Origin of the sequence: Rhodococcus sp. T2V (genome assembly GCF_029269925.1) — a bacterium.
Taxonomy (GTDB): domain Bacteria; phylum Actinomycetota; class Actinomycetes; order Mycobacteriales; family Mycobacteriaceae; genus Rhodococcus_F; species Rhodococcus_F koreensis.
On sequence record NZ_JARJBD010000102.1, the window covers coordinates 13,231 to 34,251 of the forward strand.

Annotated in this window: 21 protein-coding genes; 8 read left to right on the forward strand and 13 right to left on the reverse strand. The window is 64.5% G+C overall.

What is annotated here, in order from left to right; all coding sequences use genetic code 11:
- Nucleotides 1-2: 2 nt before the first annotated feature.
- The gene (locus tag P3H15_RS45005) at nucleotides 3-899 is read right to left on the reverse strand and encodes an LLM class flavin-dependent oxidoreductase (RefSeq protein ID WP_276143235.1); all 897 of its coding nucleotides are present in this window, start codon (nucleotides 897-899) and stop codon (nucleotides 3-5) included.
- Nucleotides 900-994: 95 nt separating this feature from the next.
- Here P3H15_RS45005 and P3H15_RS45010 point away from each other — a divergent pair, with 95 nt between their 5' ends.
- A complete protein-coding gene (locus P3H15_RS45010; RefSeq protein WP_276143236.1) occupies nucleotides 995-1,342 on the forward strand; it encodes a GNAT family N-acetyltransferase in 348 nt (115 codons plus the stop codon).
- Here the strand turns inward: P3H15_RS45010 and nhaA are convergent, their stop codons facing one another.
- Nucleotides 1,343-3,211 (reverse strand): Na+/H+ antiporter NhaA, encoded by a 1,869-nt coding sequence (nhaA, locus tag P3H15_RS45015; protein WP_276143254.1) that lies wholly within the window; start codon nucleotides 3,209-3,211, stop codon nucleotides 1,343-1,345.
- A gap of 194 nt (nucleotides 3,212-3,405) precedes the next feature.
- Here nhaA and P3H15_RS45020 point away from each other — a divergent pair, with 194 nt between their 5' ends.
- Nucleotides 3,406-5,073: a plasmid pRiA4b ORF-3 family protein gene (locus P3H15_RS45020; protein ID WP_276143237.1), complete on the forward strand. Its 1,668-nt coding sequence runs from the start codon at nucleotides 3,406-3,408 to the stop codon at nucleotides 5,071-5,073.
- A gap of 46 nt (nucleotides 5,074-5,119) precedes the next feature.
- Here the strand turns inward: P3H15_RS45020 and P3H15_RS45025 are convergent, their stop codons facing one another.
- The 3 genes from P3H15_RS45025 to P3H15_RS45035 all read right to left on the reverse strand — a co-directional run bounded on the left by P3H15_RS45025 (nucleotide 5,120) and on the right by P3H15_RS45035 (nucleotide 7,654).
- Complete coding sequence (locus P3H15_RS45025) at nucleotides 5,120-5,560, reverse strand: SRPBCC family protein (RefSeq protein WP_276143238.1); 441 nt, start codon at nucleotides 5,558-5,560, stop codon at nucleotides 5,120-5,122.
- Nucleotides 5,561-5,640: 80 nt separating this feature from the next.
- Nucleotides 5,641-6,342 (reverse strand): alpha/beta fold hydrolase, encoded by a 702-nt coding sequence (locus P3H15_RS45030; protein ID WP_276143239.1) that lies wholly within the window; start codon nucleotides 6,340-6,342, stop codon nucleotides 5,641-5,643.
- Between the two features lie 355 nt (nucleotides 6,343-6,697).
- Nucleotides 6,698-7,654 (reverse strand): ADP-ribosylglycohydrolase family protein, encoded by a 957-nt coding sequence (locus P3H15_RS45035; RefSeq protein ID WP_276143240.1) that lies wholly within the window; start codon nucleotides 7,652-7,654, stop codon nucleotides 6,698-6,700.
- 120 nt (nucleotides 7,655-7,774) lie between these two features.
- On the opposite strand from P3H15_RS45035, the gene P3H15_RS45040 reads away from it, so the two are divergent.
- Nucleotides 7,775-8,137, forward strand: coding sequence for a VOC family protein (locus P3H15_RS45040; protein WP_276143241.1), 363 nt, complete (start codon nucleotides 7,775-7,777; stop codon nucleotides 8,135-8,137).
- Nucleotides 8,138-8,464: 327 nt separating this feature from the next.
- Here the strand turns inward: P3H15_RS45040 and P3H15_RS45045 are convergent, their stop codons facing one another.
- From P3H15_RS45045 to P3H15_RS45065, 5 genes are all read right to left on the reverse strand, one after another.
- On the reverse strand, nucleotides 8,465-8,788 hold the full coding sequence (locus P3H15_RS45045) for a hypothetical protein (RefSeq protein WP_095865841.1): 324 nt from the start codon (nucleotides 8,786-8,788) through the stop codon (nucleotides 8,465-8,467).
- A gap of 97 nt (nucleotides 8,789-8,885) precedes the next feature.
- Entirely contained in the window at nucleotides 8,886-9,365 is a 480-nt protein-coding gene (locus tag P3H15_RS45050) for a MaoC/PaaZ C-terminal domain-containing protein (protein ID WP_276143242.1), read from the reverse strand.
- A 95-nt stretch (nucleotides 9,366-9,460) separates the two neighbouring features.
- The gene (locus P3H15_RS45055) at nucleotides 9,461-10,207 is read right to left on the reverse strand and encodes a hypothetical protein (RefSeq protein WP_276143243.1); all 747 of its coding nucleotides are present in this window, start codon (nucleotides 10,205-10,207) and stop codon (nucleotides 9,461-9,463) included.
- An 8-nt stretch (nucleotides 10,208-10,215) separates the two neighbouring features.
- The gene (locus P3H15_RS45060; protein WP_276143244.1) at nucleotides 10,216-12,567 is read right to left on the reverse strand and encodes a WXG100 family type VII secretion target; all 2,352 of its coding nucleotides are present in this window, start codon (nucleotides 12,565-12,567) and stop codon (nucleotides 10,216-10,218) included.
- Nucleotides 12,564-12,968 carry a hypothetical protein gene (locus P3H15_RS45065; RefSeq protein ID WP_346348851.1) on the reverse strand — a complete coding sequence of 135 codons (405 nt, stop codon included), beginning with the start codon at nucleotides 12,966-12,968 and terminating at the stop codon, nucleotides 12,564-12,566. The genes P3H15_RS45060 and P3H15_RS45065 overlap by 4 nt, the downstream gene beginning before the upstream one ends.
- 194 nt (nucleotides 12,969-13,162) lie before the next feature.
- On the opposite strand from P3H15_RS45065, the gene P3H15_RS45070 reads away from it, so the two are divergent.
- The 4 genes from P3H15_RS45070 (at nucleotide 13,163) to P3H15_RS45085 (ending at nucleotide 17,084) form a co-directional block, all read left to right on the forward strand.
- Nucleotides 13,163-14,383, forward strand: coding sequence for a fatty acid desaturase (locus P3H15_RS45070; RefSeq protein ID WP_276143246.1), 1,221 nt, complete (start codon nucleotides 13,163-13,165; stop codon nucleotides 14,381-14,383).
- A gap of 797 nt (nucleotides 14,384-15,180) precedes the next feature.
- A complete protein-coding gene (locus P3H15_RS45075) occupies nucleotides 15,181-15,795 on the forward strand; it encodes a cytochrome P450 (protein WP_346348852.1) in 615 nt (204 codons plus the stop codon).
- 83 nt (nucleotides 15,796-15,878) lie between these two features.
- Nucleotides 15,879-16,079 carry a ferredoxin gene (locus P3H15_RS45080; RefSeq protein ID WP_276143248.1) on the forward strand — a complete coding sequence of 67 codons (201 nt, stop codon included), beginning with the start codon at nucleotides 15,879-15,881 and terminating at the stop codon, nucleotides 16,077-16,079.
- Between the two features lie 66 nt (nucleotides 16,080-16,145).
- A complete protein-coding gene (locus tag P3H15_RS45085) occupies nucleotides 16,146-17,084 on the forward strand; it encodes a PDR/VanB family oxidoreductase (protein WP_276143249.1) in 939 nt (312 codons plus the stop codon).
- A 62-nt stretch (nucleotides 17,085-17,146) separates the two neighbouring features.
- Here the strand turns inward: P3H15_RS45085 and P3H15_RS45090 are convergent, their stop codons facing one another.
- Entirely contained in the window at nucleotides 17,147-17,911 is a 765-nt protein-coding gene (locus P3H15_RS45090) for an SDR family NAD(P)-dependent oxidoreductase (RefSeq protein WP_276143250.1), read from the reverse strand.
- Nucleotides 17,912-17,934: 23 nt separating this feature from the next.
- A complete protein-coding gene (locus P3H15_RS45095; protein WP_276143252.1) occupies nucleotides 17,935-19,086 on the reverse strand; it encodes an ABC transporter substrate-binding protein in 1,152 nt (383 codons plus the stop codon).
- Between the two features lie 401 nt (nucleotides 19,087-19,487).
- On the opposite strand from P3H15_RS45095, the gene P3H15_RS45100 reads away from it, so the two are divergent.
- Nucleotides 19,488-20,294 (forward strand): SDR family NAD(P)-dependent oxidoreductase, encoded by an 807-nt coding sequence (locus tag P3H15_RS45100; protein ID WP_276143255.1) that lies wholly within the window; start codon nucleotides 19,488-19,490, stop codon nucleotides 20,292-20,294.
- Between the two features lie 73 nt (nucleotides 20,295-20,367).
- Here P3H15_RS45100 and P3H15_RS45105 read toward each other — a convergent pair.
- Nucleotides 20,368-21,021, reverse strand: a 654-nt coding sequence (locus P3H15_RS45105; protein ID WP_276143253.1) for a transposase, incomplete at its 5' end; no start/stop codon positions are given.

The window sequence follows — 21,021 nt, forward strand, 5'->3', positions numbered from 1 at the left end:
CATCAGGAGCCGCGACGCGCGTCTACCGCGGCCCGGACCGCGGGCGCGACGTCGGTCGCGAACTTCCTGATCTGGTCGAGGTCGTCGCCGTCGGTGCCGAAGACGAATGTGTCCATTCCCGTCTCCACCACGAGGTCCGTCAGTTGGCTCACCCACTGCTCGGCGGTGCCGTGGAACAGCGTGTCCGACCGGCTGTCGCCCACCCGGCCGAACACGTTGTAGACGCGGACGATCGACGCCGGATCGCGGCCGGCGTCCGCAGCACCCGCGTCGATCTTCGCGTGCATGCCCGGCAGGACCTCCGGCGGGAAATAGGAACTCGACGGCACCCACCCGTCGGCGGAGCGCCCCAGCGCGCTCAGCAACCGTGGGCCGCCGACGCCGAGCCAAATGCCCATCGGGTGTGCCGGGACGGGCCCGGGATGCACGCCGTCGAGGCGGTAGTGCGTGCCCTCCGATCGGACGGCCCGCTCACCCGACCACATGAGGCGGATGACCTGCACGGCCTCCTGCAGTGCGGTCGCGGCCTGCCCGGGCGTGCGGACGTCACCACCCATCGCCCCGATCGCCTCCCAGAACGCACCGGCACCCAACGCCAGTTCGAACCGGCCGCCCGACATCACGTCGAGGCTGGCCGCGGCCTTCGCCATCACCGCCGGAGGACGAAGGGGCAGGCACGCGACGTCGGGAAACACGCGCACCCGTTCGGTCCGCGCCAACAGCATGCCCATCAGCGACCAGCAGTCGAGGAATTTCGCCTGGTACGGGTGATCCTGGACGCCGATCAGGTCGAGTCCGGTGTCGTCGGCGAGCGCGGCGAGTTCGAACGTGTTGGCCAGCAACTCCACCGTCGGGGTGACGAACACCCCGAACTGCGGGATCCTGCCGTAGTCGGTCATGGTGGCGTCCCTTCTCGGATCGCTGGACTCCCCCTCGATCATCCAACACCGTGGCCGCCGGGAACACCCGCTCTGCGGACCGGCATAGTGGGTTCATGACAGACGACACGAAAGACGCTCCCGCACCCGACGTCCGGGACGCGCCCGAACACCACCGCTTCGAAATCCGTGTCGACGACGACCTGGCCGGGTTCACCGAATACCTGGACCACGAGAATCAGCGGATCTTCTTCCACACCGAGATCGGCGAGCAGTTCGCGGGCCGCGGCCTGGCCAGCACGCTGATCCGCAGCGCGCTGACGGAGACCGTCGGGGGCGGCAAGCGGATCGTGCCGATCTGCCCTTTCGTCGCCCGCTACCTCGAGAAGCACGACGACTTCGCCAACGACGTCGACGAAGTCACCCCGGCCGCGATCGAGGCGGTGCGGCACCGGCAGCGCTGATCAGGGTGCGCCGTCGGCGCCGCGAGCCTCCTCGAGCTGCCGGATGAGGGTCGCGGCGTCGTACGGTCCGGTGTGCCGGGTGAGGTCGGTGCCCGTCGCACCGAGATAGAACGTGGGGGTCCCCCGGAAATCGCTCGACTCGGCGTCGAGTTCGTCGTCGTCGATGCGGTGACCGTACGTGCCTTTGCGGATGTCGTCCTCGAACCGGTCCATGTCGAGCCCCAACTCGGCCGCGTAACCGAAGATCTCGTCCTCGGCGAGGGCGTCGCTGTTGGCGAACAGGTGGTCGTGCATCTCCCAGAACCGGCCCTGGGCGGCCGCCGCCTCACTCGCCTGGGCGGCGAACCGGGCGTGCGGATGGACGGCGTCGAGCGGGAGGTGCCGGAAGACGTAGCGGAGTTCGTCCCCGAACTGCGCTCGCACGTCCCGGATGCTGCCGGTGGCCTTGCTGCAGAACGGGCATTCGAAATCGCCGTACTCGACGAGGGTGAGCGGCGCATCCACCGGCCCGCGCACGTGATCGCGGCGGGGATCGACGGGCCGGAGCAGGGTGAGTCCGGCGATCTCGGTCGGGGGGTGCACCCAGTCCGAGATCCGGAACAGGGCCCACCCGAGGACGGTGGCGATGACGGCCGCCGTCAGCACGCCGACCCGGGCGTCGTTGGCCAGTTCGGGCGAGTCGATGGCCAGGTCGACGATGAACAGCGAGATCGTGAAACCGATGCCGGCCAGCGCGCTGCCGCCGGCGATCTGCGACAGACTCAGCCCGGGCGGCAGGCTGCCGGGCCGCAGCTTCGAGAACAGCGCGGTGGCCGCGGTGATGCCGACGAGCTTGCCGACCACCAGGCCGAGCACGATGCCCCACGCCAGCGGAGACCGAGCCGCGTCCGTCAATGTCTGCCCGGTGATGACCACGCCGGCATTGGCGAGCGCGAAGATCGGGACCACGAGGAACGCGGTGTAGGGCTGGTAGAAGCGCAGCAGCCGCTCGTTGACGGACACCGCGCGCAGCACCCCGAGCTGGGCGGCGCGGGCGTAGTCGGAGTTCGGTGACTGCCGGAATGCGCGCGTGAGCTCACCTGCCCGCTCCACCTCGCTGCGCCGCGGCGGATACACGGGCAGGATCAGCGCGATCAGCACACCGGCAAGGGTGGGGTGGACGCCCGACTCGTAGAACGCGACCCACGTGCCGGCCGCGACGACGAAGTAGACCACACCCCGCCACACCTCGAGCTTGCGCAGCTTGAGGATCAGCAGCAGCCCGACGCACCCGAGGAGCAGCGGTCCGAGCCGCAGGTTGTCGGTGTAGAAGAAGGCGATGATGGCCAGGGCCCCGATGTCGTCGGCGACCGCCAGCGTCAGGATGAACACGCGCAACCGGGCGGGACATCGGGGTCCGACGAGGGCAAGTGCGCCGAGCACGAACGCGGTGTCGGTGGAGACGACGACGCCCCACGCACTGGCCTCGGCCCCGGTGGGGTTGAGGAGCAGGAACAGGACGGCGGGTAGCGCCAGACCCGCGATCGCGGCGAGCAGCGGCACGGCGGCGCGGGCACGGTCGGTGAGCTCGCCGATCGTCAGCTCGCGTTTCACCTCCAGCCCGACGACGAAGAAGAACAGCGTCATCAACCCGTCGTTGACCCAGTGCTTCAGGTCGAGACCGATGCTGTAGTCGCCGATCTGGATGGTCACCGGGGTGTGCCAGAACGACTCGTACGAATCACCGATGTTGGCCCACAACAACGCGAGGATCGTGGCGACGAGGAGGAAGCCGGCCGACAACTTGTCGTCGTCGGTGTCGTCGCGGATCAGGGCCAACCGCGCCGACAATCGTCGAAGTGTGGTGGGGCTGCTCTGCTCGACCGTCATCTGGTCCTCACTCACATTCTCGACCGCTGGTCAGCCTAACGCCGAGACGCTCGAGACGCCCAGCTGTCCGAAGAACCCCGATCCGGCCGCGTTATCATCCCGCCATGGGATCGAAGCGGAGTAGGAATCCAGGCCAGAAGCGTGCGGCAAAACAGCAGGCACGACAGCGGAGGAACCGCTCGACGGTTGTGCCGATGTTTCCCGCTCCCGCCGTCGACCCGGCGCTAATCGACAACTTCGTCCAATGGCTGCACACGGGCGATCTCCCGGTGGACACGGATCTCTTCGGGCACCTCGTGGAGTCGACACTCACCAACCTCGCACGCGGCCGCCGCGGATTCCGCGCCACCGGCTGGCTCCCCGCGGACGCGCACACACTGCTCGATGTCGCCGATCAAGTAGCGGCAGAAGCCACTGACGACGTCGAGGACGTCGCCATGGCGATCGTCGCCTCGGCCCTGACCTTCCTCAACTATCTCGACGAAAACCGGCTGTGGACCGGCACCGAGGACAATCTCATCCATTGCATCGAGGACCTCGTCGAATTCCTCGAGCCGCAACCACCCGTCCTCCTTCCCGAAGACATCGCACTTCCCGCCGTGGACGAAGATGACGAGCTTCGCGCACTCGCCTCGCTTCCGGTGATCACGACCCTTGCCGCACTGGTCGGGTGGGTCGGCACGGGTGCGCCCGTCACCTCCACCAAGGTGCCCAAACCCGTCTCGCTTCCCGATCTCGCTCACGCATTGGGTATCGATCTCGCCGTCGACTCCGACGGGTTTCCGCGTGCGCGGAAAATCCGTTCGATGCGCGACGTACCCGAAATGCTGGAGTATTGGGAAACCGCGGAAGAGATCGGCCTCATCACCGTCAACTCCACGCGAGCGGTCCCCGGACCGAACGCGGAGCTGATCACCGACCGCTCAACCCGCGGGCTGCCGCTGATCCGGGCGGCTGTCACCGAATACGTCCGCAGCCAACTCGTAACGGGTCAACGTCATCCACTCGACCCCACGCATCTCACCGATATCGTGGTGATCCAGGTGATCTTGGCGGCGATGACAGAGGAGCCCACGGCCAGCTCGGAAGACGCGCCGTTCGACGACGAGCGATCGTTGATGGATGACTTCGTCTACGACCGTTTGGACACGCTGGTGGAACAGAAGTTGCTCACCAAGGATGGCGCATACCGAGTTCCGGCCGCACTGCAGCCTGCCGTCCTTCGTGCCGTCCAACTCGTGAGTGCAGAAACCGAGTTTGCATCTTCCGAAGTCGTGGATTCACAAGTTACCGTGCGGATCTCATTGGAAGGCACGCACATTCCAATCTGGCGTCGCATTCGACTCGACGCCACACTTCCGCTCGCCGCTCTCCATGACATCGTCCAGTCGGCGTTCGGGTGGGAAAACTCTCATCTCCACGAGTTCTCCGCCGGACCGGCGTACTCGGGCGGCAAAGTGTTCATTCCCGCCGCAGACATCGCGCACCGTGATGTCGTGGGTACTGCCGTCCCGGAGGAGGAGGTCGCGGTCGGTTTGTTGCTCAGCTCGGTCGGCGACCGTCTCACCTACCTCTACGACTTCGGTGACGACTGGATTCACCACATCGAGGTCGAGTCGGTCGACAACCCTGCACCCGACTCCCCTGCCGCGCTCTGCCTCGATGGACACAATATGGCGCCCTACGAGGATTCCGGCGGGCCGTGGGGCTGGGCGAACAAGATCGAAGCCAGCGCTGACCCGCATCACGAGGAACACTCCGAGATCCGGGAGTGGCTCGGCCTTCGCCCGGGTCAGCAACTCGATCCGACATCGTTCGATCGAGACCGGGTGAACAAAGCCTTGCAGACGTTGTTCGCGTAAAGGGAGCACCCGAGTCGGTGTCCGCGCATCACGGGCGGACACCGACTCAGACGTAGTTCTCGCGAACGAACTGGGTAAATCCCTTGCGGATCAAGCGCACGGCCTGCTTCTGCCCCTGACGCAGCACGGACTTCGGCACCCACACCTTCGGTTCCACCGCCATCGTGAGCTGAACCGACGTCCCGCGCGGGGTGGGGACCAGTCGGTACTCCCCTTCCTGGCACTTCTGCTTCTCGCTTTCGAGGAGCGTCCATGACATCTGCTCGTCGCCGATCCACTTGTGCTCGGCGAGCTGAGTGTCCGAGACGCCGAGAACGGCGAGCGTCATCCGCACGGTGCGGGGGCGTCCGTCATCGAACCGGGACTCGACGACCACCTTCTTGTGCACCGCCGACCACTCGGGGATGCGTTCGACGTCCACCAGCGCGGCCATGACCTGTTCGGGGCTCGCCTCGATCTCGAACTCGCCTGATACCGACAACGCCATCCAGTGCTTCTCCTCCTCGTTTCCGGGCGCCTAGGTGAGTGGCAATGCGTCCTCCAAGTACGCTTTGCCACTCACCTGGCCTACAGTTCGGACGCGTAGCGCTCCAGCATGGCAGCAAGTTCGCCGGGGCGCGCGAGTGCCGCGAGATGTCCCGAGTCGATGACCTCCGGTGCGATGCCCAGCCGCTCCCGGACGATCCGCTGCATGAAGTCGAGCGGAAACAGCCGATCACGGCTGCCGGCCACGACCCGCGTCTTCACGAACGGCCACGCCTCCGCCTGCCACACCGTCCCGAACGGGGTGTCCGACATGACCGGCTCCTCGTGGCTGAACGCCTCCTCGGTGACGTCGTCCGGCACGTCGTGGAAGAACAGCGCCCGCAAGTCGTCGGGTGCGTCCGGGTCGCGGCCCTCCGACAGGTCGAACGCTCGCTTCGCCGCCGGCTGACCGGTGGTCTCCCACCACCGTCCCGGCGCCTCCCCCGGTGCGGGCAGCATCGGTGCCACCAGAACCAGCAGGTCGACGTCGACCTCGCCACGCTGACAGACGATCGCCGCGGTGAACGCGGACATGGACTGCGCGACCAGCACGATCGCCCCCTCGACGTCCTCGACCGCATCGACGACGACATCGGCGAACTCGTACTGGCCCGCGTCGTCGTCCCCGTACGGGAGGTCGACGGCGATCACCGAGTGCCCGCTCCCCTCCAGGATCGGCGCGACGCGGTGCCAGTACCACGAGTCGGAGCCGGCGCCGGGCAGCAGAACGAAGGTTGCGGGCATCTCGACTCATCTCCTGTTCCGGGACACGAACGGTCGAGATGAGCCTAAGCGCTACGTGAGCGGGAATGCGCGTCCCGGGACACTTTGCCACTCACCTGTGGGAGTGAAACGGCAGCGCCGCCGGAGGCGATACACACCATAGATCGGACGAGTCGCTCCGATCGTGCCGAAAACGACCACACACGACGAGAACCGAGCTGACATGTTCACCAACCATCTCTTCGGCGGAATGACCGATGAGGAAATCGACATCGAAATCGCCGACGAGTTGGCGGCCTGACGCAGTTCCCCCGTACGTGAGTGGCGCCGCGCACCCCGGCACACCGCGCCGCTCACGTACGAATCGCGTTGATGCTCAGCGCCGGTCCGCCGGTTCACCCCTCCGCACGGCAGCCATCGCCAGTCGCTCGAGATCGTCCGCAGAATATCCCGGCCAGCCGTGCAGCATCCGGCGCCACCGGTCCGGGACCGCCGACGCACCCCACCGGGCACCGAGCAACCCACCCGCGATCGCCGCGGTGGTGTCGGTGTCGTTGCCCGCCCGGACGGCCCGCTCGAGGGCCAGCCGAAGGTGATGCGGCCCCGAATCGTCGGCGCCGCTGATCGCCCACCACGCCGTCTGCAGGGCGTGAACCACCCAGCCGTTCTTCGGGAAGTCGGCGGGCGTGCCGCGTTCCGCCTGGTCGAGCAGCGGTCCCCAGTACTCGCCGACCTCGGCGGGCGCCACCTGCAGGTATCCCCGCACCCCGTCGAACGTCCCGAACAGCACTGCGTGCCGGATCGCGTGCGACCACAGCCGGCACGCCTCTCCGGCGCGCTGATCGTCGTGGGTGAGGGCACCGATCTGGCACGCGGCCTCGGCGCACGCCTCGTCGTCGTCGAGATACGCCAGCGCGACCGGGGCCGTCCGCATCAGCGAACCGTTGCCGCCCTTCCTCCCCGTGATGCTGCGTGCCCGCTCCTGCATGGCCGCGGCCGAGCCGTCGCGGGCCGACAGCACGGCACGCGTCTGATTGCCGACGTCGGGCGGGTTCGAATCGATCCACCGAACGAACTGTGCAGCAACGGCATCCAGCCCGTCATCCCGGCCGATGTCCACTCCGGACGCTGCCACCTCCGCGACGGCTACGGCCATCGACGTGTCGTCGGTCCACTCCCCCGGCGCCCAGTCGAACATGCCGCCCCCGACCATGTCGATCACCGCATCGGCCGCCGGGGTGGTGAACTCGTATCCCGCCCCGAGCGCGTCGCCCGCGGCGGTGGCGATCAATACGCCTGCGGCTCGGTCGGTCTGGCGTTCGGTCAACTCCACAAATCCCCCTTGGATCGATTTCGCTCCAATGTTAGAGCACTATCGATCTAACATGCAAGACTTCTGCGTGTCGGCACGTCGGCGTAGCGTCACGTAAACATTGTCGACGGAGGAGTGCTCATGTCGGGCGAACTGTCGTTCTTCGAACTGGGTGTGGCCAACACGGAGCAGGGCCAAAAGTTCTACTCGGCGTTGTTCGGCTGGGAATTCGAATCGGGACCCGGCGGATCGGGATATTCGATCGCCACCCCGAACGTGCCGGGCGGGATCCACGGCGGCGACGACGGCGCCGGCCCCTACGTCTTCTTCCGGGTGCCGGACCTCGACGCCGCGGTCGAGCACGTTCTGGCACTCGGCGGCACAATCGACGCCGTGGATCTGGGTGACGATCCCGAGTCAGTAGCAAAATTCGGGCGATTCAAGCTGTGCCACGACGACCAGGGGTCCGCCTTCGGTCTGCACGAACCACCCTCCGGCATCTGAATCAGCGCGCCCGGAACGAGGTTCCCGGACGCGCCGATTCGGATCGATCGGTTACGGCTCGTTCGGTGAGTCGCCCCCCCGCCCTCGTCACCGCTGCACCTGGCCTGTTGCGGCGGTCCGTCGTACCAACCGTCCTATTGAACGCCGGAAGGCAGCTGCGCACTCCCTCCCATAGGCGAATGACGCCGACAACGGTCTGTGCCCATGAACAACGTACACAACCCTCGAAAGGCGAATTTCGTGGATGACACTTGCCGGGCGGTCGGTCTCAGTTCACGACCGAGCTACACGACGGCTCACTGCCTCGTGTGAACGATCACCGCCGAATCAGGGATTGACCGTCCGGCCTTGATCGTCGTTGACCGGCGGCTGCTGCGCGGAAAGGCCGTCGTCGGGGCCGTCGCACCAGTTGTCGAATTGGTTGTACGGATCGGTGCCCCACGCCGGGACGTTGTTCTCGTACGGTTCCGCCCAGTCGTCGCACCCGATCGGACCGTTCTGCGGGAACCCGGGCGGCATCGGCTGAATGACATCCGGCCTGCGCACCGGCACCGCCGAGTCGAGACTCCCGCCCCAGGCGACACCGGACGCTCCCAATCCGATCGAAGCCGCGAACACTGCCACCGCGGCCACCCTCCTACCCATTCTCATGATTGCCTCCGTTGGTTTCATGGCCTCCCAGGCTGCGATACCCAGAAACCCGAAAAACAATCCTCGACGAGGGTGTTTCGTCCAGAAAATTCGACGATCAGTCGGTTTCGGGGCGGCAGCGCACGTACATCTCGGTCACCGACGTCAACACCTGCTTGCCCGACCCGTTGAGAATCTCAGTCGCGACAGTCACCAACGCCCGCCCACGACCGTCCAGCTTCACGTCCTCGATCAGCAGGTTCCCGGTCAGCACGTCAGCCGGCCGCACCGGCCGGAGGAAGTTGACGTCGCGCATCCGGCTCCCTGCGATAACGCTCCAGTGCGCGTAGAGAGTGGTCGCCGACAGTCGCTGACACACCGCAATCGTGTGGACCCCACTCGCGATGAGCCCACCGAAATAGCCCTCATCTGCGGATTCACGGTCGATGTGGAACGACTGCGGATCCCACTGCCCCGCGAACTCGAGCACCTCCTCCTCGGTCACCGTGTACGAGCCCAGCTCGAACCTCTCGCCGACCCCGAGGTCGTCCGCATAGACGACGTCACACTTGCTGTCCACCACAAACCGTCCGATCATTCGCTCGCGCCTCCACGAACACGGAGACTCCGTCGAGGATATGACCGCACGACGGCTGCAGCGACAGCGCCCTGCCCGGCCGCAGAAGACGATCGTCAGTTCTCGTCGAACCTCGGCCAGCCCGGATACGGAGCCAGCGTCGGGTATGGCGCGTCGTGCGGGAGGTTCACCTTATGCGGACGCGCATCCCTGGCATCGGGCATCCGCGAGTCGCACTCGGAATACGCGTTCTGACCGCGCGCAGCCTGCTCGTGCTCGGCGATCTTCCAACCAGCGAACACATCCGCAGATGGAGCACGCTCTGCGCCCTCCGCGGCAAGCGGCTCAGAAGTGACGGGCAGCGTCTGCTCAGGCGCCACGATCCTCACTGTTTCGGCCTGCGGGGACGGACCTGCCAGATTGAAGAATCGACTGTCCTTCTCCGCCATTACGGCGTAATTGCCCGAACACACCGTGGCGGCCCACCCATCCGAAGTCGGTGCAAGCGCCAGCAGGTGCTCAAACTGGGTGCCCGCGAGTCGTTCCAGCTCCAGACCGTTCCAGTAGTCGAAGTCGACCCGGTCGCGCTGCTGTGACGTCGCGTCAGCGAATCCTGGGTAGCCTGCCGCCAACGCATGGCCATGAATCGCAAGATAATACGACTCCATATACGCCCGGACGACTACCGCGGGTCTGCTGAACAGGTCGATTCCTGGATCCGCCGACCATCGAACGTTGTAGTTGATGTTGTCGGGAACGCTGTATCCCTTGACAATGCTTTCCGTGGCGTCGATTGGCGTTGTCACTTCATCTGTCCCACAGGCACTCACCGATAAGAGCACTGCAGCGCAGACGGTCGCCATTCGAGCCCTCATTGCCCGAACTCCATGCCCTGCACTTGCTCACGTCCTGCGTTCATCGCGTCGACAAACTCACCAACGCCGGGAAAGCCTGCTTCGGTGATGTATCCGGCCAAACTCGAAGACAGCAGTGGGGTTGTAAAACTTGGACGGTCAGAGACAATCTCGTCATACGGCAGCAGTGGGCCGTTCACACCATCTCGAAAGTCCTCGAGACCGACATAGGGGTCAAGCGAGCCGCCATTCGCCGCTTGAAGCCCAAGCGCAATCTGGTAGTACTGCTTTGCAAGAAGCGAATCCTCTGCGAACTGCGTGTTCGGCTGGACTGTCCCGTCGGGCACAGCACCCATGACGGCGCTCTTGAACGTCGGGTCGGCGAGATCGATTCCGCTCGAAATCAGAGGACCCGCGACGGGAATGAATTCGACACCCTTGCTGATAACTGTCCTGATCGTGTCGTAGGCAACCCCCTTGCTCTCGAAACCGGCTGCGTTCTGGGAGGTTTCGTCGCCGAGTCGGTCGGCGAACTCGAGATCGAATCCCTTGTCCACCACGCCCTGAAGATTGCCCGCCCATCCCCCGTACTGGTAGTGGGGATTCTGATGTGTCTGGCCGTCGACAGCCCACGCTTGTTCCAGTTGCGCCGACACTCCCAAGGCCTGGGCGTTGAAGTAGCCCGCCGCGTCGGCGTTGGAGTCGATGACAGAGAAGATTCGCGGCACTTCTTCGAGCCGCAAGTGCGCATGTCCCGATTCGCCGCTGAAGGCATTGGTTCCGGTAAAGGACTCGGGCACCCCCACCATGTTGCCGATGTAGGGTGCGAGTGAAGTGCCCAAGGCCTGGGTGATTTCGGGGTTCACCTCGCCGATGGCCTGGCCTTTCATCCCGGGGATGTCGAGCAGTTCGGCGTCTTTGGCCGCGAGGATCTGTGCCAGCCCGAAGGCCGATTCGCCGGCTTGCTGCGACCGGAACATCTCTCCGGGGTCCGACGGATCAGAGGGTCTGGCGTCGTCGGCGATCCAGTCGAACATCCCGGCGACGTTCTGTTCGCCGCCCTCGGCCCAATCGCGCTGAAGCAGAGGCATGACGACGTCGTCGCGGTTGTAACCGGTCGGCATGCCTTCACCGGACAGGATGTTGTGGACGGCGACATGGTCACGGCCACCGACCCCGATCATGTCCTGCAGGAGTGTGTCGACGCCGTCGCGGCCCAGCATCTTGTGGTCGAAGGAGTCGCCGATCAGCAGACTCTTGTCGTTCGTGGCCGACGCGATCTCGCCGGCACGGGAGAGAAGATTCTCGCTCAGCTCACTGCCCTGCTGGACGGCGGGGTCCACGAGAGCGAACGCCTTGGTGAATCGCGCCAGGTCGTGGCCGTTGTTGACGACCATCGACTGCTGCGGGGCGTCGTGCGCGCCCTTCGTGAGGTTGCCGGTCGACGTCACCGGCCCCTCGAACAACCCACGAAGACTTTCCGGGATGTGACTCTGTCCGCCGACGTCACCGGCTGCACTGCCGACGTTGTAGTTCGACACGACGGCGAGGCCGTTGGACAGCGCGCTCGCCGCCTCCGTGCGACCGTTCTCGGTGTACTGCTCCGAGAGTGCGAGGAAGCCGTCCTTGCCGGCGGCGGTGTAGAACTGCTGGAGGAAATCCATCGTTCCCTGCGGAATGTCGGTGACCTTGCCGCCGTCGGCCAGCGTCTTCACTTGTGCTGGGGTGAGCCCGGCTGCCGCGATCTCCCGCGCAACGCGGTCACGGACGTCCTGCGGAATGTCGGAACCGCCTTGCGCGACCTGCTCGCCCAACTCGGTGCCCTCGTGCCCCGACAGGCCCGCCGACGCGGGGGCGCTCGCCGCGACGGCCCCGAGGGCGTCCCGGATCGCCGTCGCCATGTCCCGATCGGCATTGTCGAGTTCTGTCAGGGCCCCATCGAGCTGGCTGCGCCAGTATTCCATCAGGTCGGCGTGTTCGGCGGCTTCGGCGTCACTCCTCGTCTTCGGCTGACTGACGATCTGCCAGTCGTCGGAGACGGTGAATCCGTCGGTTGCCGCTTTGTCGATCACGGCGGCGACGTAGTCTCGCGCATGACCGAGGCGATCGGCCCCGCCCACCAGGGCGGTCGACAGATCCTCCAGATCGTCTGCGAGCCGCCGGAATTCCGTCCGTTCGGTGTTCGCCCGCTGCTCGGCAGCCGCCTGCGACGGACCGCGCCAGTCGTCGTGGAGGCCAAGATCCGCGACGACCCGATAGACGTCCTCGGCCCGGCTTCGCGTATCTTCGGCGGTCCGACCGATTTCCTCGCCCGCCGACCTCAGGTCCTGCGGGTTCCAGACGTGCAGTTGCGACCTCGGCGGAATCACATCTCCCCCATCGCCGACAGCTGCGAAGCGAACGCCGTGTCGCTGACCTCGTAGTTCTCGGCCCCGTCACCCGCGATGAACGCCATCTCGTCGATGCGACTGGCGGCGACTCCGAGCGCGGACGCGAGAATGTCGCCGGCGTCCCGGCACGCGGCGGCGGTCTCGGATCCCTCGACTGCCCGGCCCGCGTCGTCGAAGCTCCGCCGGCCGCCCAGCGCCTCGACCTCACGGGCGATGGCGCCGAGCGAACCGGACATCGCACGGAGCATGTCGGGGTCGACCTTGACCACCGTGACGTCCGGTCCGCCGAGCACCGGCGGCAACCCTGGGACGCTCGCCAGCGGAGGTCGCGGCACACCGGTCCCGTCCAGTGAACCGATGACACTGTCCGGCCATGTCATATCGCCCTCTGACATCGACTTCCCCCCCTGTTATCTGCATCGAGGTCCACCCCTGGACCCGGGCCACCGAATGCTCGGTGACCGTGGAGAGAATAGCGGACCACTCTCACACGGACGCGTGACCACGACACGGTTGTGCATCGGTTGGGCGGATACGCGGATTGGGAATGGCACGAACCGGGTACCGACACGAGATGGCCATTACCGATATCAAGGAGTACAGCCACCTCACCGAGGCCGATGTGGAGGCGCTGGGCGCGGAACTCGATGCGATCCGCGCCGACATCGAGGAGTCCCGCGGCGCCCGCGACGCGCGGTACATCGACCGGGCGATCAAGCTGCAGCGGTCGCTGGCGATTGCGGGCAGGGTCGTCCTGTTCGGCAGCCGGAAGAGACCGGCATGGCTCCTGCGTACCGCCCTGATGGGTGCGGCGAAGATCATCGAGAACATGGAACTCGGCCACAATGTCATTCACGGCCAATGGGATTGGATGAACGACCCCGAGATCCACTCGTCGAATTGGGAGTGGGACAACACATGCCCGTCCTCGGGGTGGAAGCACTCCCACAACTACGTGCACCACAAGTTCACCAATATCGTCGGACTCGACAGCGACGTCGGCTACGGGATTCTGCGGATGACCCGCGATCAGAAGTGGTCGCCGGTGTACCTGGCGCAGCCGTTCTACAACGTGCTGCTGGCGTTGCTGTTCGAGTGGGGTGTCGCGCTGCACCACCTGGACGTGGAGAGTATCCGGCGCGGCGACGACGACCGCGCCGAAACCCTCCGCAACGCGAAGGAGGTGGGCCGGAAGATCGCGCGACAGGCCGGCAAGGACTACGTGGTGTTCCCGGCGCTGACCGGCCCGGCGTGGAAGAGCACCCTCACGGCGAACATCACGGCCAACGTGATCCTGAACCTGTGGGCCTACGGTGTCATCTTCTGCGGCCACTTCCCGGACGGTGCCGAGAAGTTCACCGAGGAGGAGTTCGACCAGGAGACGAAGGCCGAGTGGTATCTGCGCCAGATGCTGGGCTCGGCGAACTTCCACGCGGGCCCGGTGCTCGCGTTCATGAGCGGCAATCTCTGCTACCAGATCGAGCACCACGCGTTCCCGGGTCTCCCCAGCAACCGCTACGCCGAGATCGGCGTGGAGATGCGGGCACTGTGCGACAAGTACGACCTCCCGTACACGACGGGTTCCCTCCCCCACCAGTACGGACTCACCCTGCGCACCATCTTCAAGCTCGCCCTGCCCAACCGCTTTCTGTCGGCGTCCGCCGACGACGCACCGGAGACGGCGTCGGAACTGCGCTTCCGCATCCGGGGTGGGATGAAGGAAGTGTTCGGGGTCGACCCCGCGACCGGTACACGGCGCGGGCTGCGCACGGCGCTGGCGATGATCCGCAACTGACCCGGACGCCCGCGCGTACCGGAAGCGTTGCACCGGATCTGATCGAACAGGATCACCTGGGCAGCAACGGTTCCCACCACCGCAACACAAGCAAGAAACGGCTATCGCGGCGATAGCCGCTGAGCCGGAGAAGTTCCTTGACGCTGCCGTGCGCCGACACCAGGATCAGTGAGACCGTCGTCACAAACCCCTTGATGTGTGGAGGTAACCTATGGCGTCACCTGTTCCCACTCCCGAATTCCCTATGCGCAGGACTTGCCCGTTCTCCGCACCTGCCGAGTACCGCGAACTGCGAGATACTCAACCGGTTGCGCAGGTGAACCTTTGGGATGGCCGTTCGGCCTGGTTATTGACGCGCTACGACGACATCCGTTCGATCCTGCGGTCATCCTCGATCAGTTCGCAGACGAGAAGACCCAACTTTCCCTTCCTGTCCGCGTCCGATCAGGCAGCCAAGATGCAGGACGAATCCCTCCAACGGATGGACGGACCAGAGCACAGCCGACGGCGCCGACTACTGATCCCCTTCTTTACCGTTCATCGGATCGAGGCATTGCGGCCGACTGTGACGAAGTTGGTACGGGAACTCCTGGAGAACCTGGTCACCAAGACTCCGCCTGTCGACTTCTTCACCGAGTTCTCCCTGGTCGTGCCGTCGACAGTCGCATGCGAACTACGGCGTCCCCTATCAGGATCACGAATTCTTCCAGGAGAACAGTGCGATACGGATCTCACGCACAGCCACCCCCACCGAAATCACGGAGACCACCGACGAACTGCTCGACTACCTCGGCGGACTGCTCGACGCGCGCAGTGCCGACCCCCGCGACGACGTCATGACCTTCTTGGCGGACCATGTGACCAACGGTGATCTGACCCGCGAAGATGCGTTGATGGACGCGAATCTTCTCCTCCTCGGCGGCCATGAAACCACCGCCAACGTGATCACCCTGGGAACGATGGCGCTACTCGAGAATCCAGACCAGCTGGCGCGGATCACATCCGGCGAGGTCACCGTCACCAACGCCATCGAGGAACTTCTCCGCATCACGTCGGTCACGCACAGCAATGCGATACGCCTGGCGCTCGAAGACATCGAGGTCGGCGGTCGAACGATTCCGGCGGGCGACGGCTTCATTGCGGCGGTGTCCGCGGCGAACTGGGACGAGTCCATCTTCCCGAATCCGGAGGTACTCGATGTCGGCCGGCCGGAAGCCCGCCAGCACATGGCCTTCGGGTACGGCGTTCATCAGTGCCTCGGTCAGGCTCTCGCGCGCATGGAACTCGAAGTTGTGATCGAGGCCGTGTTCGACGTCATTCCCAGTCTCCGGTCGGCACAGCCGATCGAACAGCTCAGATTCAAGGATGATTCAGCGTTCTACGGGGTCCACGAATTCCCGGTTACCTGGTAGCGAGCGAACCACACAGACAACTCATGGTGCGGGCTTCACCTGCCGGGTGAGCCCGTGAGGAAGTTCGATGGCAAGGAGCGGTTGTGATTCGGGTGTCGGTAGATAACACGAAGTGTATTGCGGCGGGACTCTGCGTCGGACGCGAGCCGGGCATCTTCGATCAGAACGACGACGACGGTCTGGTGTTCGTTCATCGGGAGAACGTCCTCGCTGACGAGCAAGCGGGGGTGATCGAATCGGAACGTATCTGTCCATCCGGAGCCATTGTTGTGCACACGGATTGATCATGGTGCCCGATCGATTCGCGGAAAGCAGGCTTCGCAATGCGCAATTCGTTCAACGGAACCGAAGTGAGACTCGTAGTCGAGCAACGGACGGTCCTCACCGATGACATCATCCAACTCGAGTTGCGAACGGAAGACGGATCGGATCTTCCGGCGTGGGATCCGGGGTCGCATATCGAGTTGATCCTGTCGGAATCCATGGTTCGCCAGTATTCGCTGTGCGGAGATCCCGCCGACCGTGGCTGTTGGAAGATCGCGGTGCTCCGGGACGTCTCGGGCCGGGGCGGATCGCAACGAGTTCATGATGAACTGCAGGAGAAGTCGTTCGTGACGGCACGGGGGCCACGCAACCTGTTCCCACTCCGGCCGTCACGTAACTACCTCTTCATTGCGGGCGGGATCGGTATCACCCCGATGCTGCCGATGATTTCCGCTGCGGCGAAATCGGGTGCCCGGTGGGCGATTCACTACGGTGGCCGCTCACGCCAGTCGATGGCTTTCGTCGATCAGCTGTTGGAATTCGACCACGCCGGCGTTCATCTCTATCCGCAGGACGAGGTCGGGTTCATCGATCTCGGTTCAGCACTGGCAGATCCCGATCCCGAGACCTTGGTCTACTGTTGTGGACCTGAACCGCTTCTCTCCGCGGTCGAGGACCGGTGCCGGCCGGCCTGGCCTTCGGATTCTCTGTGTGTGGAACGCTTCTCCCCGCGAGCCATCGACGAGCACGCAGCCGAGACTGCGTTCGAAGTAGAACTGGTGCAGAGTGGGAAGACAATCACCGTGAATCACGGTCAGAGCATTCTCGACGCCGTCGAACAGTCGGGTGTTCCGGTCCTCTCGTCGTGCATGGAGGGTACGTGTGCCTCGTGTGAGGTCGCGGTTCTGGACGGCGTCCCGGACCATCGGGATTCCGTTCTCGACGAGCGTGAACGCGAGGCCGGCAAGACGATGATGATCTGCGTCTCGCGTGCACTGAGTACGCGTCTCGCCATCGACCTCTGACCGACAGAGCCCTTGCCCCCACGGGGGCAAGGGCTCTACCTTTTCGGCCAGGGCATGACGATCTACAACGCTCTACGTGCCAGGCTGAAGACCTGCCCGGTGGGACCGCCGACGCGCTGCTGGGCCAGCCACCCGACCAGTTCTGCGACTTCGTGCGGCAACTTCACACGCTCACTCGGCAAGCCGTCAGGGGCTTCACCCACTGCGACAAGACCTCGAGTGAGCTGTGTCGCTACGGGCCCGGGAATCACTTCGTTCACGTCGATACCATGCTCCCAGACTTCTTCGGCCAAGGTCTTCGTGAGATGACTGACCCCCGCCTTGGACGCACCGTAGGCCGAAAATCCAGCCGTCGTGGAATGCCCGTGACCCGACCCGATCAGGATGATCCGGCCGCCGCCCGCCTCGATCATGAAGGGGAGAACAGCTCGCGCAATATTGAACGTGCCTATCAAGTTCAGCGTGACCACACGGGCCCAGTCGGCGGGATCGGCGTCGATCACCGCGCAGGGAGCCCCCGCACCGGCACTGTTGACGAGAAGATCGACGTCACCGAACACATCGACGGCTTCACGGGCGACGGCATCGCACGCGTCGAAGTCGGCGACATCGCACGGTACGACCAGTGCCTTCGCGCCGAGTGCCTCCACCTCATGTGCGACAGCGTCCAGCTCCGTTGCAGTCCGAGAGGCCAGGACGAGGTCGGCGCCCGCGCCGGCGAGGTGGAGTGCGCACGCACGGCCGATCCCTCGTCCTGCCCCGGTGACGATAGCAACCTTGTTCGACAGATCGAATGCGTCACTCTTACCTGCTATCTGATTGATCATGCGAGAATCCCTCTGCTACCGGATCAGACGCGTGCGAAGGGCGGGACGATGTCTTCGTAGTGCACCGCGCCCTTCTCGAGCATGCCCAGCCGATCCATCACCTCGGCAGCATGCTCGATCCCGCTACGAGTGACCCTCCAGTTCGGACCGACCTTCGGGAAGACACGATCGACCATGAAATCGATTGTCCTGGCTGCGTCTTCCGGTGCCTCGTTGTTGAAGGTTCCCTCGTTGAGGAGTTGTGCCGCAGCGGCCCGATTGTCGGTGATCCAAGTCTTGGCCTCCCACTGCGCAGCAAGCCACGCGTCGGCAGTGTCCTGATTCGCTTCGACCTTGTCTTCACGCATGACCAGGGGACAAACCTGCAGATCACTCAACAGCTGCGGGGTACCGGCGGCACTGAAATCGATCAGCATCCGGCCACCGACTTGCGTGGCAACAGACAGACCCGCGCCGAACGTGAATCCCACATAGGCATCGAGCCGGTCGTTCTTCATCTGGGCGATGGCGGCCGACAGCTGCCCAACCCCGAGGACAGTAATGTCATCGCGTTCCATCCCAGCCGCCTCCAGCGCCAGATTCAGAATGTTGTCGGTACCTGCACCGATCGCGGTGACACCAATCGTCTTCCCCTTCAAGGACGCCATCTTGTCGACGAACGAGGCGTTCTCACCGGGCCAGTTACCCGGCCCCACGATCAGGTTGTAGGTGTTGACCGGCATGCGCATACCGACAATCACCGGCCGTTTGCCGTTCTGACTCTTGGCGAAGGCGAGCATTGCGCCCATCGTGTCCATCGCAGCGCCATCGATCGCGCCCGCACTGACCATCTGCAAACCTTGCACACCGCTCTGGGGGTAGATGAGCTTGGGAACTTCCAGGTTGAAGAGGGAGAACTGGTTTTGAGCGACATTGATCGCATCGATCAGGAAGTTGTCGCCGGATGACGATCCCACGACGAATGGAGTCGGCCTCGCGAGCGCACCAGCTGCTTTCGGTCCCTGCGTTCCGGCTGCTCCGCCGCCTCCGCCGCATGCGGCGAGTACGGAACCGACACCGACGGCCAGCGCTCCAGCGCCGGCAAACTTGAACACATTGCGACGGCTGATTGCAGACCCGGGCGCCGCTCCGCGAATTCGCCCGGCGGATTCGACGCGGTGGAAATCCTTGCTCATCGCTCTCCCTAAGCTCACAACATCAGGGCAGGCAAAATCGATCGTTTCGCCTGAAAGTGGACAGCCGATCCCGAATCGTACAAACCACAGAAGTTCCCGCACGCGATATCACAGGACGTTCACTCACCCAAATCGGCTGGCCACTAGTGGACCAGCAGCGCACCAAGGTGTCAAGGTCGATCGACATACCCGGGAACTATCACCCCGATAGACATTTTCGGTTGCTCGTATACCCCCGGAATGCGATTCTCACCTCATGAGAGAATTTGTGTTGCAACGGCATCCAACTCGGAGTTTCATGCGCCTTCTTCGTCGGACCCGATAGTTCGCGCACAGTTGCCTCCGCTCCCCCGAACTGATCCGTAAAGGAACTGACATTGCACCAAGCACTGAGATCCAATGTGCCTGTCGCCGCCGCCGATGTCGAGTACGGCCGACTTCTCCGGTTGGACGGACATCGGATTGTCGTACTCGGGGCCGGAAGTGGCATCGGGGAACACACCAGTCGCATGTTGGCCTCCATGGGCGCCGAATTGGTATGCGTCGACGTCGACCCCGCGGGCGCGGAGTCGATCAGCCGAACCCTGAACTGCCCTTCACTCTGTGCCGACGTGACGTCCGAGTCCGGCGTCGCGGAACTCGTGAAGTTCATCGAAGACGAAGTCGGGGAGATCCACGGATTTGTCGACGTCGTCGGCAGGACGACTCCGAAGCCGTTGGCGGAGTTCACCTTGGCCGACTGGGAAGACGACTTCCGTGTCAATACCCGGCACGCGTTTCTTCTCGGACAAGCGCTTTGTCCGCTGATCGCCCGCAGCGGCGGCGGATCCATTGTCTTCGTCTCCAGCTCGTGGTCCCAGTACGCCAGCCCGGCCGCCCCCGGTTACGGTCCCGCAAAGGCGGCGCTGAACACCTGGATCAAGCAACTCGCGGCCGCATACGGTTCGGCGGGCGTGCGAGTCAACGGCGTTACCCCGGGGTTCTTCCTGACCGCCCGCATGGTCGAGACGCTCGACCGGATCGGCCGAACAGCAGCAGAATCGATCGTCAACCAGGCTCTGCTCGAGCGCTTGGGGCAGGCGTACGAGGTGGCAGGCACCATCGGATTCCTGCTGTCTCCGGCGGCCGGTTACATCACCGGCAGCCTGATTCCGGTCGAGGGCGGTGCGACCTCCCGAGACCCGCTCGGGTTCGCTCGACGCGAGTAAAATCGACAGCAGCATAACCACTTCAACCAGTTTCCCCAGTCAGTCTTCAGACATATCGAGGTGCAGATATCAACTACCCGGTACTGGAGGACTCGGGTTTGCTGCTCACGTTCTCACTGGCTGCGAGAGGGGTGGCTGCTATAGGCACGGTTGATTGGGCGGCCCGGTAATTGTCGTGCCCGAGTGCGGCAATGTTGGCAGCGGCGTTACAGTCCGCGTGACCGGTCCATCCGCAGCCGCAGCACCGGAGCAGTGCTTGACTGTGCCTGTTCGCGGTGTCGCAGTGCCCGCAGCGGTGGCACGTCTTGCTGGTATTGCGAGGGTTGATCACCTGCACCGGCACTCCCGCGGCTTGCGCCTTATAGATGATCTGGTCGCGCAGTTGCGCGTATGCCCAGGAGTGCACTTGTTGCCGTTGTCTGCGTGCGAGCCGTACCCGGTCCCGGATTCCCGACAGATCTTCTACCGCGATTCCTTGACCGGTGCGTTGTGCCTGGGCAACAATCGTTTTCGAGAGTTGGTGATTGATGTCGGTGGCGTACCGAGTCTCCTTCCTCCGCCGTATCTTCAGTTTCCGTTTCGCGGAGTCCACACCCAGCCACCCGGTGGGGTCGTCGGCGGGGACCAGCTGATCCGGGGCGTCGGTGTCGACGGTTGCATGCAGGTAGAAACATCCGTCGCGGAAAATCAGATCCGACTCGCCTGTGCGGTCGGCGAGCATTGTCAG

Excerpts from the sequence above, each read along its gene's own strand:
- P3H15_RS45055 (WP_276143243.1), bottom strand. The coding sequence starts at position 10,207 with ATGGCGACCGTCTGCGCTGCAGTGCTCTTATCGGTGAGTGCCTGTGGG.
- P3H15_RS45020 (WP_276143237.1), top strand. The coding sequence starts at position 3,406 with ATGTTTCCCGCTCCCGCCGTCGACCCGGCGCTAATCGACAACTTCGTC.
- P3H15_RS45025 (WP_276143238.1), bottom strand. The coding sequence starts at position 5,560 with ATGGCGTTGTCGGTATCAGGCGAGTTCGAGATCGAGGCGAGCCCCGAA.
- P3H15_RS45090 (WP_276143250.1), bottom strand. The coding sequence starts at position 17,911 with ATGATCAATCAGATAGCAGGTAAGAGTGACGCATTCGATCTGTCGAAC.
- nhaA (WP_276143254.1), bottom strand. The coding sequence starts at position 3,211 with ATGACGGTCGAGCAGAGCAGCCCCACCACACTTCGACGATTGTCGGCG.
- P3H15_RS45045 (WP_095865841.1), bottom strand. The coding sequence starts at position 8,788 with ATGAGAATGGGTAGGAGGGTGGCCGCGGTGGCAGTGTTCGCGGCTTCG.
- P3H15_RS45070 (WP_276143246.1), top strand. The coding sequence starts at position 13,163 with ATGGCCATTACCGATATCAAGGAGTACAGCCACCTCACCGAGGCCGAT.
- P3H15_RS45065 (WP_346348851.1), bottom strand. The coding sequence starts at position 12,968 with ATGACATGGCCGGACAGTGTCATCGGTTCACTGGACGGGACCGGTGTG.
- P3H15_RS45030 (WP_276143239.1), bottom strand. The coding sequence starts at position 6,342 with ATGCCCGCAACCTTCGTTCTGCTGCCCGGCGCCGGCTCCGACTCGTGG.
- P3H15_RS45095 (WP_276143252.1), bottom strand. The coding sequence starts at position 19,086 with ATGAGCAAGGATTTCCACCGCGTCGAATCCGCCGGGCGAATTCGCGGA.
- P3H15_RS45005 (WP_276143235.1), bottom strand. The coding sequence starts at position 899 with ATGACCGACTACGGCAGGATCCCGCAGTTCGGGGTGTTCGTCACCCCG.
- P3H15_RS45040 (WP_276143241.1), top strand. The coding sequence starts at position 7,775 with ATGTCGGGCGAACTGTCGTTCTTCGAACTGGGTGTGGCCAACACGGAG.
- P3H15_RS45050 (WP_276143242.1), bottom strand. The coding sequence starts at position 9,365 with ATGATCGGACGGTTTGTGGTGGACAGCAAGTGTGACGTCGTCTATGCG.
- P3H15_RS45010 (WP_276143236.1), top strand. The coding sequence starts at position 995 with ATGACAGACGACACGAAAGACGCTCCCGCACCCGACGTCCGGGACGCG.